This is a genomic window from Cryobacterium zongtaii (genome assembly GCF_002909375.1).
In the GTDB taxonomy this organism is placed as follows: Bacteria; Actinomycetota; Actinomycetes; order Actinomycetales; family Microbacteriaceae; genus Cryobacterium; species Cryobacterium zongtaii.
On sequence record NZ_PPXD01000009.1, the window covers coordinates 204,183 to 217,446 of the forward strand.

A 13,264-nucleotide genomic window follows, 5' to 3' on the forward strand; every position below is an offset into this window, starting at 1 on the left:
ACAGTCAACCACGGGCGAAACGGCGCCGATCCCGAGACAAGACTCACGCGTCGCGGGAGGTGCCCTTGGTCAGGGTCTTGCCCTGGAAGAAGGCCGGGTCGACCCTGCGCATGATGAGCATCAGGACAATGCCGGTGAGGAAGAGGACCATCGCGAGGATGAACACCAGGCCGACGCCGCCGATCTCCGAGCCGCTGCCGTAGTCGGGATTGGTGCTGTCGATCAGGGTCGTGGCGAAGATCACGGCCAGGATGATGCCGCCCAGCAGCGGGGCGAGCAGCTTGAGCAGGAACGCCCGGGTGCTGGAGAACACTTCGCGGCGGAAGAACCAGACGCAGGCGAACGCCGTGACGCCGTAGTAGAAGCAGATCATGATGCCCAGGGTGAGGATGGTGTCGGTGAGCACATCGGTGCTCAGCACCCGCATCACCGCGTAGAACCCCCAGGCCACCACACCGGCGATCACGGTCGCGAAGCCCGGCGACTTGAACCGCGGGCTGATCGAGGCGAACCGCTTGGGGAACGCTCGGTAGTGGCCCATCGAGAGCATCGTGCGGGCCGGGCCCACGAAGGTGGACTGCAGCGAGGCCGCCGAACTGGACAGCACGGCCAGTGACATCAGGATCGCGAACGGGCCCATCACCGGGCCGGCTAGCGCCGCGAAGACGTTGCCCTGGATGTCTTCGTTGCCCAGCCCCAGCTCGCCGGTACCGACACCGGAGAACATCAGCGCCGACACCGCGACCAGGATGTACAGCACGAAGATGATGCCCACGGTGAGGGTCGCCGCCCGGCCCGGCGTCCGGGCCGGGTCCTTGGTCTCCTCGTTCATGGTGAGCGTGACGTCCCAGCCCCAGTAGATGAAGATCGACAGCGACACCCCGGCGGCGAATGCCGAGAACGACGGGGTGAGGAACGGGTTGAACCAGCTGGCGCTGAAGCCGAGGGCGTCGAAGGCGGTGCCGTCGGAGAAGTGGATGAGCGCCGCGACGCTGAACCAGATCAACACGAGCAGCTGGAACGCGACGAGCACGTACTGCACCATCTTGGTGGCCTCCATCCCCCGGTAGGAGACGTAACAGGCGCCGACCATGAAGACCAGACAGGTGAAGATGTTGATCCAGACGTTGCCGGCCAGGTCGGCCAGGCCGGGGTTGTCGAACAGCTGCGCGAGCATCAAGTAGAAGAAGTCCACGGCCACCCCGGCGAGGTTGGACAGCACCACCACCGTGGCCACGATCAGACCCCAGCCGCCCATCCAGCCCAGCCACGGCCCGAAAGCGCGGGTCGCCCAGGTGAACGAGGTGCCGGCATCCGGCATGGCGTTGTTGAGTTCGCGGTAGCCGAGCGCCACGAGCAGCATCGGGATGAAGCCGACCATGAAGATCCCCGGCATCTGGGTGCCCACGGCCGCGACGGTGGGGCCGAGCGAGGCGGTGAGAGTGTACGCGGGGGCGATGCAGGAGATGCCGATCACGGTGGCGCCGAGGAGGCCCACGCTGCCGGCGCTCAGGCCCTTGGCAGACAGACCGCCGGCGCTGGATGAGGTGGAGGTGGTGGCCGGCGTGGCGCCGGAGGCGGATGACTGTGCCATGAACCTGTCCTTTGGTCGGATCAGCTACGGGTCGAAATCAGCGAACGGGTTGGATCAGGTGCGGGTGGCCGAGGTCGGCACGACGACGAGCGGCACCGGCAGGGCGTGCAGCATGCGGTGGGCGGTGATGCCGAGGAAGATCGTGCGCGGCGCGGCCAGCCGGCTTGACCCGACGAACGCGAGCTCATCGGGCCGCCAGTCGAGGGCCTCGACCGCGTCTTCGACGCTCTTGCCGGTGCCGACCTCGGTCGTGATGACGCCGTGGCTGGTCGAGTGCCGCTCGTAATAGGCGAGCACGGCGTCGAGGTGCGCGGTGCTGCCGGCGGCGGCCGGTGACTGCTTCTCGCGGGCCGCGTCGACCTCCACCAGGGTCACGAAGCGCAGATCCACGCTCAGCCCGTCGGAGAATGCCACCAGCGAGTCGAGCAGGGCTTCCCAGCCCGGCCGGGTGCCGATGGCGCAGGTGATCCGGGTGAGCTGGGCCGGCGCGCGGTACCCGTGTGGGGCGAGGGCAACGGGTACGGGGGAGGCATGTAAGAGGGCGTTGGCGACGCTGCCGATGGTGAACCTGTTGAACAGTCCGCCGCGGGCGGCGCCCACCACGATCCGGTCGGAATCGAGGTCTGCGCTGGCCTGGATCAGGCCCTCAGAGGTGGAGTCGGCCCAGAGCAGATGGGTCGTGGCCGTGACATCGGCGGGCACCCAGCCGGCGGCCTGCTGGAGCCACTTCGTGGCCTGGTCGGCCAGGAGAACCTCGAAGTCGCTGCTCGCGGCGTGGATCTTCGCCGGGGCCGCGGTGACGCGCTGCAGAACCAGGCAGATGCGCAGTTCGGCCGCGGTGATCCTGGCCATTGCGATGCCCAGCTCGAGGGCCTCGCGGCCTTGGGCGGTGGCCTCGTAGGCCACCACATAGTTCGGTACTCGCGTCACGCTGTTCTCCTTGGTTCCGTGGCCGGCGCATCCGTGCTGTGTTCATCCGTGCTGTGTTCGTCCGTGCTGTGTTCATGGCTGCTGTGCTCGTGTGGGTGGTCGGCCATCCCGCCGTGCTCCATACCCGGGGCGCAGTGCGCGGCGCTCGGTTCCACGTCGAGCGACGGGTTGCGGTCGAAGAAGCCCACCGGCTTCAGCCAGAACGAGACGATGTCGGCCGGCATCACCGGCCATTCCTCCGGCCGGGTGATGTGGTGGATGCCGAAGGTGTACCAGAGCACCACATCGGTATCGCGTACGGCGCGGCCGGCCTGGATCCACTCGGGCAGGCCGTGGTCGACGCCGCTCTGGTTCACGAACTCGCCGCAGGGCCAACGCTGAGCGTCGTCGTTGGGAGTGACCCACACCGTGTGGCCGATCACCTGAGCCCGGGTGAGGGCCGGGGCTTCGGGGTGGAAGAACGACGGGATGGCGCCGCCCGGCACGAGCTTGTACGACACCGGGGTGCCGAGCCCGTTCAGGGTCTGCTCGTTGACCACCTTCCAGGCCCGCTGGGTGTTCCAGTCGAAGTCATCGAAGCCCTCGGTCTCGATCGGGGTGTTCTGTTGGGTGAGTGCCAGCCCGAGCGGGTTGGCAGCGTCGATCGGTTCGATGCGGGTCTCGCTGCGGTACACGGTGTTGGCCGGGCCGTCGATGTCGAGGTCCATCCGGGCCACGATGAAGTGCTGGTGGAACGGCGCGTAGGTGCGCTCGTCGACGAGGGTGCCGTTGGGGTGCGGCTGGCCGGGCTCGAGGTGGGTGACCACCATGATGCCGGTGGCGCGCACCTCACACTCGATGTTGCCGTCCTGGTAGAACCGCCAGTAGACGAGGTACTCGTAGTTGGCCACGGTCACGTGGAAGGACACCACCAGCCGGCGCATCCTGCGCACCTCCGCGCCGCCGTCGTGGTCGACGTGCTTCCACAGCACGGCGTTGTCTTCCTCGTGGATGCAGAAGGCATTGGGGATCGAATACGGCTCGCCGGCGCTGTTGTGCAGCACGGCATCGAGGTAGCGGATCTCGCCCAGGCAGTCGCAGCCGAGCTCCAGCGAGGTGGTCATGAACCCCAGGCCCCACTCGCCGATGTCGAACGCGGTGCGGCGGAAGTGGTCGACGCTCGGGTCGCGGTACGGCACCACCATCTCGGCGAACGAGAGCCGGTTGGCGATCGGGCGCTCGCGGCCGGCATCCGTGTAGGTCACCCTGTGCAGCGTCATGCCCTCGCGGTAGTTGAATCCCACTCGAAGCGACCAGTTCTGCCACTGCACCAGGTTGCCGTCCACGCTGAAGCTCGGGCCCTCCGGCTGCACGATGTCCAGCGGCTTCAACGGCGGCCTCGTGCTCGCGGTGCGGATGCGCTCCGGCACCAGGTGCGGCACGTACTCGCCCATCACGCTCGGCGGGTCCACGGCGAAGGTGTCCTCGATTTCGAGCAGGTTCATGGTGTTCACGTCGATCACGAAGTGCAGCCCGCTGACCGGTCCCGCGTAGGGGTTGGCGCCGGCGCCGCTGCGCACCCAGACGTCGGCCCAACCCAGGCGCAGGCCGCGGTAGACGTCGGGGATCACGGCGTCGCCGTAGGTCCAGGTGTCGATGAAGACGTTCTCGAGGTCATCGATGCCGCGTTTGGCCAGTGCGGCCACGACCTCCGGATGCGCCCGCAGCGCCGCGTCGGCCTCTTCCCACTCATCGACGGTGAAGTTGGCCTGCACACCCACCACCTGACCCCACTCGAGCAGGGCGTCGGTGTGCAGCGACACCACCGCCACCCAGGTGTGGTTCTGGGCGCGATGCAGCACCACCAGGCGCGCCCGGCGCTCCGGGGCGACACCGGTGGCCTCGAATTCGGCGATGGCGGCCTTGGCCGGCTCGAGGAGTTCGATCGAGGCGAATCGCCAGCCAGCACCCACCCCGTGCTCACGGGCGAGCACGGCCGCCGCCTTGGTGAACTCGGGGCCGGTCAGGGGGTCGAGAGGATGGAAGCTCATTCGAGTGCGCTCATCACGTGCTTGATGCGGGTGTAATCCTCGACGCCGTACATGGACAGGTCCTTGCCGTAGCCGGAGTACTTGAAACCGCCGTGCGGCATCTCGGCGGTCAGCAGGATGTGCGTGTTGATCCAGACAGCGCCGAAGTCGAGGTCGCGGGAGACCCGCAGGGCCCGGGCATGGTCGCGGGTCCAGACGCTCGAGGCCAGCGCGTAGCGCACGTCATTGGCCATGGCGATGGCCTCCTCCTCGGTGCCGAAGCTCTGCACCGTGATCACCGGGCCGAATGTCTCGTCCTGCACGATCGCATCCGTCTGGCGCACCTGGGTCACCACGGTGGGTTCGAAGAAGAAGCCCGCCTCACCCACCCGGTGGCCGCCGGTGCTGATCACCGCGTGCGCCGGCAGGCCCTCCACCTTTTCGACCACGTCGGTGAAGTGACGGACGTTGTTGAGCGGCCCGAAGTAGTTGTCGGCGTCGTCGGCGGACCCGGTGACGCGCAGCTCGGCCTCGGCCGTGAACGCGCCCACGAATTCGTCGTGGATCGACTCGTGCACGAGCACCCGGGTGATGGCCGTGCAGTCCTGGCCGGCGTTATAGAAGGAGAAGTCGGCGATCGCCGAGGCGACCTTGGCCACGTCGACGTCACCGAACACCACGGCGGGCGCCTTGCCGCCGAGCTCCAGGTGAGCGCGCTTGAGGGTGTGCGCCGCACCGGCAGCCACGGCCATGCCCGCGCGCACGCTGCCGGTGATCGAGACCAGGCCGGGCACCGGATGCTCGACGATGAACGCACCGGTGCTCGCATCGCCGAGCACGATGTTCATCACGCCGTCCGGCAGGATGCCCTGGCTGATCCGGGCGAGTTCGAGGGTGGATTCAGGGGTGGTGTCGCTGGGCTTGAGCACGAGGGTGTTGCCCACGGCCAGGGCCGGACCGATCTTCCAGATGGCCATCAGGAATGGGAAGTTCCACGGGGTGACCTGGCCCACCACCCCGATCGGTTCGCGGCGCACCCAGGAGGTCATGCCCTCGAGGTACTCGCCGGCCGACTTGCCCTCGAGCAGTCGGGCGGCGCCGGCGAAGAAACGCAGTTGATCGGCCCCGGCGGCCACCTCGTCGGCGGCGATGGTGGCGCGCGGCTGGCCGGTGTTGCGGTGCTGAGCCTCCACGATCGCGTCGCTGTTGGCCTCCACGGCGTCGGCCAGCCGCAGCAGCGCCAACTGCCGTTCGCCCGGGGTCTTCCGGCTCCAGCCGGGGAATGCGGCCTTGGCGGCGCGCATGGCGTCGTCGACGTCGCCCGCTGTGGAGATCGGGGCCCGGGCCACGATCGATCCGGTCGTCGGATCGACGATGTCCAGCAGCGCGGAGCCCGTCGGTGTCACAAAGTGGCCATTGATGAAATTGGACAGTAGCGCGGTGCTCACGGGACTCCTCTTCGATGAGTGGTCATGCGGTGCGCGGCCGCCGGTGGCGTTGGCTCGGTCGGGGCGTTGCCGGGCCAGTATGGCACCTGGCCGGGAGAAAAGGCACCCCCATTCATTCGGAGCCGGCCGCCGCGCCGGCCTCCCCGACCGTCCGCGCGGGTGCAGGATCTTGCACTCCCGCATCGACCGGTGCGGGCGGCTCGAAGATGCTGCGCCGTACCCCTCTGTGACGTCGTGTTTCGTGCAGGGATGTGATCGGGCCGCGAAGAGGTGAGCATTGATCCATGCCCAGACAGATTCGCTTCAATGCCTTCGACATGAACTGCGTCGCCCACCAGTCCTCCGGCCTCTGGCGCCACCCCGACGACAGGTCGCAGAGCTACACCGACCTCGGGTACTGGACCGAGCTCGCCAAGCTGCTCGAGAAGGGACGCTTCGACGGCATCTTCCTCGCCGACGTCCTCGGCACCTACGACGTCTACGGCGGCACCAACGAAGCGGCGATCCGCAACGGAGCACAGATCCCCGTCGCCGACCCGCTCCTGGTCATTCCCGCAATGGCATATGTCACAGAGCACCTCGGATTCGGTGTCACCGCCGGCACCGCATACGAGCACCCGTACCCCTTTGCACGACGCATGTCCACGCTCGACCACCTCACCAAGGGCCGGGTCGGCTGGAACGTCGTCACCGGCTACCTGCCCTCCGCCGCGCGCAACATGGGCAACGAAGACCAGCTCGAGCACGACGACCGCTACGACTACGCCGACGAGTACCTCGAGGTGTTGTACAAGCTGTGGGAGGGGTCCTGGGAGGACGACGCCGTGGTGCGCGACACCGAGACCGGCGTCTTCACCGACCCGAGCAAGGTGCACTCCATCAATCACTCCGGCAAGCATTTCCAGGTACCGGGCATCCACCTCTCCGAGCCGTCGCCGCAGCGTTCGCCCGTGATCTACCAGGCCGGCGCCTCCAGCCGCGGCATCGCGTTCGCTGCAGGCAACGCCGAAGCGATCTTCGTGGCCGCGTCGACCAAGGCCGTGCTCACGGGCACCGTCACCAAGATCCGCGATGCCCTCGAGGCGGCCGGCCGCGACCGGTACTCGGCCAAGATCTACACGCTGCTCACGATCATCACCGACGAGACCAGTGAGAAGGCTCAAGCCAAGTACCTCGGCTACCTCAGCTACGCCAGCGAAGAGGGCGCCCTGGTGTTCATGTCCGGGTGGATGGGGGTCGACCTGTCCGAGTTCGCGCTCGACGAGCCGATCGGCAACGTCAAGAGCAACGCCATCCAGTCGGCCGTGGCCAATTTTCAGGCCGCGAACGACGACGGCTCCGAGTGGACCGTCGGCGACATCGCCCGGGCCGGCGCCATCGGCGGCCTCGGCCCGTTCATCGTGGGCTCCGGTGTGGAGGTCGCCGACCAGCTCGAGGAGTGGGCGGCCGAGACCGACGTGGACGGGTTCAACCTGGCCTACGCCATCACGCCGGGCACCTTCGAAGACGTGGTCACCTGGGTGGTGCCCGAGCTGCAGAAACGGGGCGTCTACCCCACCGAGTACACCGAGGGCACCCTGCGGCAGAAGCTGCACGGCCGCGGCGACCGCCTGCCCGACGAGCACCACGGCGCGAACTTCCGCGTCGGTGTGCCCGTCGCCTGAGCAGGCGCAGCTCGCGAATGCGGCCGTGTGGTCACCTCGTCCAAACGAGGCAACCACACGGCCGCTTTCGTGCGTATTAGGATCAGCGCACCGCGCCCCTCCGCTCTACCGAACGAGGAGAATCCCATGCCGATTCGCATCCACGTCACCAGCATCTTCGTCGACGACCAGGCGAAGGCCCTGGCCTTCTACACCGACAAGCTCGGCTTCCTGCCGAAGACGGATGTGCCGGTGGGCGAACACCGCTGGCTCACCGTGGTCGGCCCGGGCGAGCCCGACGGCGTCGAGCTGCTGTTGGAGCCGGACGTGCACCCGGCGGCGCAGGCGTACCAGCGGGCGCTGGTCGAGGACGGCATCCCGGCCACCTCGTTCGCCGTTGACGATGTGGCCGCCACCGTTCGTGAGCTGGAAGCGAAGGGTGTGAGAATCACCCAGCCGGCCACGCCGATGGGCCCAGTGGTCGTGGCCATGCTGGACGACACCTGTGGCAATCTCATCCAGCTGACCAGTCCGGTCTGATCGCCGAGGAACGTGTTGTATGGTTGTAGCTACAAGCATTTCGTAGCGAGACCGGGAGCCAATCATGAGCGACACAGCACGCGAGCAGATCCTCGACGCCGACACGTCAATGGGGGCGGTAACCCTGCGGGTCGGTGACCTCGAGACCATGTCTGACTACTACTCCCGGGCCTTTGCGATGGAACCCCTCGAGGAGCGCAGTCGCAATCGTGAGGTGCACCGTGTGCTCGGCCGGGGAACGACGCCGCTGGTGCGGCTCATCCACACCCCGGACCTGCCCGGCGTCGACCCGCGCCAGGCCGGCCTGTTCCACACCGCGTTCCTCTTCGAGACCCCGGGCAGCCTCGCGGCGACGGTCTACCGCGCTGCGCAGGACCCGCGCAGCATCTTCATCGGCTCCAACGACCACCTCGTGAGCGAGGCGTTCTACTTCACCGACCCGGAGGGCAACGGCGTCGAGCTCTACACCGACCGGGACCGCAGCACCTGGATCCACGACGGCGAACAGATCCGGATGGCCACCGAGTACCTCGACCCCAACGCCTACCTGCAGGGTCACCTCGATCAGGCGATCGTCGATGCCGGCTCCGCCCTGCCCGGCGCGGTCGGGCACGTGCACCTGCAGGTCGGCGACATCCAGACGGCGCGGGCGTTCTACGTCGACGCGCTCGGCTTCGAGGCCACCCAGGGCAGCTACCCGGGCGCGCTCTTCGCCTCCGCGGGTGGCTACCACCACCACATCGCCATGAACACCTGGAACAGCCGTGGCTCGGGCCCCCGCGCGGCGAGCCTCGGCCTCGGTGACGTGGCCGTGACGGTGCCCGCCATCGCTGACCTGCACTCCCTCACCGCCCGCCTCACCGCCCGGTCGATTCCGTTCGCCGGAGACGGCCGCTCCGTGACGGTCGCCGACCCGTGGGGCACCCAGGTCACCATGGCGCTGCCCGACCTCACCACCGACGAGCTGATCGCCCGATGACCCCGCAGCTGCGGGATGTGCGCTCGTCCGCCTGGCCGGCCGACGGCACCACCGAACCCGCGGTCGCGCTGCTCCTGCACGGCTATGGTTCGAACGAACACGACCTGACCGGCCTGATCCCGGCGTTCGGGCTCGCCCTGCCGTGGGCGTCGCTGCGCGCGCCGCTCGAACTCGGCACCGGCGGCGCGGCCTGGTTCCCGATCACCACGCCCGGAAACCCCGACGCCCGGCCTGTCGCCGAGGCCACCGAGACGATCTGGGCCTGGGTCGATGCGAACCTGGCTCCCGGCACCCGGGTGATCCCGATCGGCTTCTCGCAGGGCGGCCTGATGGCCAGCCAGCTGCTGCGCACCCGGCCCGAGCGAGTGCTCGCCCCCGTCGTGCTCGGCGGCTTCGTTCTGGCTGCAGAGCAGCCCGGCGACGCGACCCTCGCCGAGACGCGCCCGGCCGTCTTCTGGGGTCGCGGCGCCGAGGACCGGGTCATCGCTGAGGCCGCGATCACGCGCACCAGCGCCTTCCTGCCGCGGCACTCCACCCTGGTCGAACGCATTTACCCGGGCCTCGCCCACGGAATCGACGACGCCGAGGCCGGCGACGTGCGCGACTTCCTCGCCCTCCACGCGGCCCGAAAGCCGCCGGCCACCACGAAGGAGGTGCCCTGGTAGCGCATCCGCCACCTCCAGTCTAAACTTGAGCCGAGTCCACTCAAGTATTCGCGGAGGATGATTTTTGATGGCCAACATGCAGGGCGCCCCCGGCACCGACGAGAAGCAGAAGACCGCGCTGGAACAGTACGGCGTGAACCTCACCGACATTGCCCGGAGCGGCAAGCTCGACCCCGTGATCGGCCGTGACGCTGAGATTCGCCGGGTGAGCCAGGTGCTCACCAGGCGCACCAAGAACAATCCAGTGCTGATCGGCGAACCCGGCGTGGGCAAGACCGCCGTGGTGGAGGGCCTGGCCCAGCGCATCGTCGCCGGTGACGTGGCCGACTCGCTCAAGGACAAGCAGCTGGTGTCGCTCGACCTGGCCGCGCTGGTGGCCGGCGCCAAGTACCGCGGCGAGTTCGAGGAACGCCTGAAGGCCGTGCTCAAGGAGATCAACGACGCCGACGGCCAGATCATCACCTTCGTCGACGAGCTGCACACCCTGATGGGCGCCGGCGGTGGCGAGGGCTCGGTGGCGGCATCGAACATGCTCAAGCCCATGCTCGCCCGCGGTGAACTGCGCCTGATCGGCGCCACCACCCTGAACGAATACCGCGAATTCATCGAAAAGGATGCCGCGCTCGAGCGTCGGTTCCAGCCGGTGATGGTGGACGAACCGAGCGTCGAGGACACCGTCGCCATCCTCCGCGGTCTCAAGGAGCGTTACGAGGCGCACCACAAAGTTTCGATCGCGGATGCCGCGCTCGTCGCCGCGGCATCCCTCTCGAACCGGTACATCACCGCGAGGCAGTTGCCCGATAAGGCCATCGACCTGATCGACGAGGCCGCCAGCCGGCTGCGGATGGAGATCGACTCCTCACCGGTGGAGATCGACGAGCTGCGCCGCAGCGTGGACCGGCTCAAGCTCGAGGAAATGGCGCTCAAGAAGGAGAAGGACGACGCCTCCAAGGCGCGCCTGGAGAAGCTACGCGGCGATCTGGCCGAGCGCCAGGTCAAGCTCGGCGAATTGCAGGAACGTTGGCAGAAGGAACGTGCATCACTCAACCGGGTCGGCGATCTGAGGAAGCGCCTGGTGAGCGCCCGCAGCCAGGCCGAGCTGGCCGAACGTCGCGGCGACCTGGAAAAGGCCTCCCGGCTGCTCTACGGCGATATCCCCGTGATCGAGCGTGAGCTCGCCGAGGCCGAGCAGACCGAGCAGGAGGGCGCCCGGATGGTCGGCGATCAGGTCACGGCGGAGGACATTGCCGCGGTGGTCGCCGCCTGGACCGGTATCCCGGTGGGCCGGTTACTGCAGGGCGAGACCGACAAGCTGCTCAACCTCGAGGGGGAACTCGGCCACCGGCTGATCGGCCAGAAGCGGGCCGTGCGGGCCGTGGCCGATGCGGTGCGCCGGTCACGCGCCGGCATCTCCGACCCCGACCGGCCCACCGGCTCGTTCCTGTTCCTCGGGCCCACCGGCGTGGGCAAGACCGAGCTGGCCAAGGCGCTCGCCGAGTTCCTCTTCGACGACGAGAAGGCCATGGTGCGCATCGACATGAGCGAGTACGGCGAGAAGTTCTCCGTCTCCCGACTGGTCGGCGCCCCTCCCGGGTACATCGGGTACGAACAGGGCGGCCAGCTCACCGAAGCCGTGCGGCGTCGGCCCTATTCGGTCATTCTTTTCGACGAGGTGGAGAAGGCGCATCCCGAAGTGTTCGACGTGCTGCTGCAGGTGCTCGACGACGGCCGGCTCACGGACGGCCAGGGCCGTACGGTCGACTTCCGCAACACCATCCTGGTGCTCACCTCCAACCTCGGCTCGCAGTACCTGGTCGACCCCAGCCTCAGCACCGAAGAGAAGGAAGAGGCCGTGCAGCAGATGGTGCGGCAGGCCTTCAAGCCCGAATTCGTGAACCGGCTCGACGACATCGTGGTGTTCTCGTCGCTCTCCACCGACGACCTCGCCCAGATCGTGGAGCTCTACGTCGACAGGCTGCAGCGCCGCCTGGGCGAACGCCGGCTCGAGCTGGCCGTGACCCCGGATGCCCGCTCCTGGCTGGCCGAACGCGGCTACGACCCGATCTACGGGGCCCGGCCGTTGCGGCGGCTGATGCAGACCGAGATCGACGACAGGCTGGCCACGGCGCTGCTGAATGGCAGCATCCGTGACGGTGAGACGGTTCTGGTCGACCTCGCCGAGGACGGCGACTCGCTGACCGTGGCCGTGGCCCCGATCGGGCACGCCTGAAACCCGGGCAGAATTGGTCCCCGAACACGGCTAATTCAGCCTGTCAACCTGCTTGAATTCAGGGGAGGGCTGGCAACTGAGCCTAAGACGCCTCGCGAACGTGAGGATCGTCGAGTGACGCAGGCAATGGGTGGTCTCGTGCCGATGGTTCGGCCGCCGAGTATCCGCGAGTTTCCCTTGGCCCAGGCGCCGTTTCTGGCCGGTGTGGCGGTGCTCCTGGGCTTCGTGCTGGCCGGTCGGCCGGAGGCCCTTCTCGAAACGGGTTTCCAGGTGGGCCTGGGCCTGGCCGTCGTCGCCACCCTGCTGGGCCTGTTGGTGCCCTGGCCGCGGTTCGGGCACGAGTGGCTGGTCATGGTTCCGTTGCTCGACGTCGTGGTGGTCGCGTTCCTCCGTGACGGGGTGCGCGACACCTTCCCCGCCGTGGGGATGCTCATAGTGTTGCCCGTGCTCTGGCTGGCTTACGGCTTCGCCTGGTGGGCGCTGGGCCTGGCCCTGGTCGGGGCGGTGTTCGTGAGCGGCCTTCCGTTGGTGCAGGCCGGTGGCTTTCCCACCGACGCTGTCGGCTGGGGAGCGGTGCTGCTCCTGCCCATCATCACCGCGTTCATCGCCGTCGCCGCCCGCATCGCCGCCAACGCTCTGCGGGCTCAGCAACGCGAGCTGGTGGCGGTGTCCGGCGAGCTGCGCACAGCCCTGCTCGAGGCAACCGACCGGCAGGCCACTTTCGAAGCGGTGATGGAGACCGTGGATGCCGGCATCGAGCTCTACAACCCGCAGGGCGAGGTGATCCTGAGCAACGCCGCCGCCCGCGCCCTCGCCCTGCGCACCGACTCGGCCACCGGCTCCTACGGCCGGGATGCGTCGCTCGTCTTCGACGTGGACCGCACCACCCTGGTCGCCCTCGACGATCAGATCGCCGCCAGGGCCATGCGCGGGGACCTCGTCGCCGGCCGGGTGTACTGGGTCGGCGGTGACGACGACCAGAGCGCCATCATCGCGTCCTCCGGTGTGGTCGAACGTGAGTCAGGGTATCCGCTCGGCACCGTCGTGGTGGCCACCGACGTGACCCCGCTGGTGGAGGCGATCGCCGTGCGGGACGGCTTTCTCGCCACGGTGTCGCACGAGCTGCGCACCCCGCTGACCTCGATCATCGGCTACCTGGGCCTGATCGACGCCGAGAAGCTCGGCATCACCATGGAGGTGAGCGTGATCGAGCGCAACGCCGAGCG

At 68.2% G+C, this 13,264-nt stretch carries 11 protein-coding genes and 1 pseudogene; 6 read left to right on the forward strand and 6 right to left on the reverse strand.

The window, feature by feature from the left end; all coding sequences use genetic code 11:
• Positions 1-43: 43 nt before the first annotated feature.
• Genes C3B61_RS09130 through C3B61_RS09145 form a run of 4 tightly spaced genes read right to left on the reverse strand, consistent with a single transcriptional unit; the run spans position 44 to position 5,981 of the window.
• Complete coding sequence (locus C3B61_RS09130) at positions 44-1,594, reverse strand: APC family permease (RefSeq protein WP_088457577.1); 1,551 nt, start codon at positions 1,592-1,594, stop codon at positions 44-46.
• 54 nt (positions 1,595-1,648) lie between these two features.
• Positions 1,649-2,524, reverse strand: coding sequence for a universal stress protein (locus tag C3B61_RS09135; RefSeq protein WP_244285894.1), 876 nt, complete (start codon positions 2,522-2,524; stop codon positions 1,649-1,651).
• Positions 2,521-4,554, reverse strand: coding sequence for a primary-amine oxidase (locus C3B61_RS09140; RefSeq protein ID WP_103460320.1), 2,034 nt, complete (start codon positions 4,552-4,554; stop codon positions 2,521-2,523). Before C3B61_RS09140 ends, C3B61_RS09135 begins: the two co-directional genes overlap by 4 nt.
• Positions 4,551-5,981, reverse strand: a complete 1,431-nt coding sequence (locus tag C3B61_RS09145; protein WP_244285895.1) for an aminobutyraldehyde dehydrogenase — start codon at positions 5,979-5,981, stop codon at positions 4,551-4,553. The genes C3B61_RS09140 and C3B61_RS09145 overlap by 4 nt, the downstream gene beginning before the upstream one ends.
• A gap of 284 nt (positions 5,982-6,265) precedes the next feature.
• Here C3B61_RS09145 and C3B61_RS09150 point away from each other — a divergent pair, with 284 nt between their 5' ends.
• The 5 genes from C3B61_RS09150 to C3B61_RS09170 all read left to right on the forward strand — a co-directional run bounded on the left by C3B61_RS09150 (position 6,266) and on the right by C3B61_RS09170 (position 12,038).
• Entirely contained in the window at positions 6,266-7,645 is a 1,380-nt protein-coding gene (locus tag C3B61_RS09150; RefSeq protein ID WP_103460322.1) for an LLM class flavin-dependent oxidoreductase, read from the forward strand.
• A 126-nt stretch (positions 7,646-7,771) separates the two neighbouring features.
• Entirely contained in the window at positions 7,772-8,164 is a 393-nt protein-coding gene (locus C3B61_RS09155) for a VOC family protein (protein ID WP_103460323.1), read from the forward strand.
• A 64-nt stretch (positions 8,165-8,228) separates the two neighbouring features.
• Positions 8,229-9,143 (forward strand): VOC family protein, encoded by a 915-nt coding sequence (locus C3B61_RS09160; RefSeq protein ID WP_103460324.1) that lies wholly within the window; start codon positions 8,229-8,231, stop codon positions 9,141-9,143.
• Positions 9,140-9,808, forward strand: a complete 669-nt coding sequence (locus C3B61_RS09165) for an alpha/beta hydrolase (protein WP_103460325.1) — start codon at positions 9,140-9,142, stop codon at positions 9,806-9,808. Before C3B61_RS09160 ends, C3B61_RS09165 begins: the two co-directional genes overlap by 4 nt.
• Positions 9,809-9,875: 67 nt before the next feature.
• Positions 9,876-12,038 carry an ATP-dependent Clp protease ATP-binding subunit gene (locus C3B61_RS09170; protein WP_088457570.1) on the forward strand — a complete coding sequence of 721 codons (2,163 nt, stop codon included), beginning with the start codon at positions 9,876-9,878 and terminating at the stop codon, positions 12,036-12,038.
• Positions 12,039-12,068: 30 nt separating this feature from the next.
• Here C3B61_RS09170 and C3B61_RS20030 read toward each other — a convergent pair whose 3' ends face one another.
• Both C3B61_RS20030 and C3B61_RS20035 read right to left on the reverse strand, forming a co-directional pair.
• A complete protein-coding gene (locus C3B61_RS20030; RefSeq protein WP_103460326.1) occupies positions 12,069-12,689 on the reverse strand; it encodes a hypothetical protein in 621 nt (206 codons plus the stop codon).
• Positions 12,690-12,943: 254 nt separating this feature from the next.
• Complete coding sequence (locus C3B61_RS20035) at positions 12,944-13,186, reverse strand: hypothetical protein (RefSeq protein WP_244285896.1); 243 nt, start codon at positions 13,184-13,186, stop codon at positions 12,944-12,946.
• Here C3B61_RS20035 and C3B61_RS20270 point away from each other — a divergent pair.
• Positions 13,149-13,235, forward strand: a pseudogene (locus tag C3B61_RS20270) (histidine kinase dimerization/phospho-acceptor domain-containing protein); the annotation flags it as partial. The gene C3B61_RS20035 and the pseudogene C3B61_RS20270 sit on opposite strands and share 38 nt — an antisense overlap.
• Between the last annotated feature and the right edge of the window lie 29 nt (positions 13,236-13,264).

Bases quoted from the DNA above. Each gene is read 5' to 3' on its own strand.
- C3B61_RS09165 (WP_103460325.1), top strand. From the start codon at position 9,140: ATGACCCCGCAGCTGCGGGATGTGCGCTCGTCCGCCTGGCCGGCCGAC.
- C3B61_RS20035 (WP_244285896.1), bottom strand. From the start codon at position 13,186: ATGATCGAGGTCAGCGGGGTGCGCAGCTCGTGCGACACCGTGGCGAGA.
- C3B61_RS09170 (WP_088457570.1), top strand. From the start codon at position 9,876: ATGGCCAACATGCAGGGCGCCCCCGGCACCGACGAGAAGCAGAAGACC.
- C3B61_RS09130 (WP_088457577.1), bottom strand. From the start codon at position 1,594: ATGGCACAGTCATCCGCCTCCGGCGCCACGCCGGCCACCACCTCCACC.
- C3B61_RS09150 (WP_103460322.1), top strand. From the start codon at position 6,266: ATGCCCAGACAGATTCGCTTCAATGCCTTCGACATGAACTGCGTCGCC.
- C3B61_RS09155 (WP_103460323.1), top strand. From the start codon at position 7,772: ATGCCGATTCGCATCCACGTCACCAGCATCTTCGTCGACGACCAGGCG.
- C3B61_RS09160 (WP_103460324.1), top strand. From the start codon at position 8,229: ATGAGCGACACAGCACGCGAGCAGATCCTCGACGCCGACACGTCAATG.
- C3B61_RS09140 (WP_103460320.1), bottom strand. From the start codon at position 4,554: ATGAGCTTCCATCCTCTCGACCCCCTGACCGGCCCCGAGTTCACCAAG.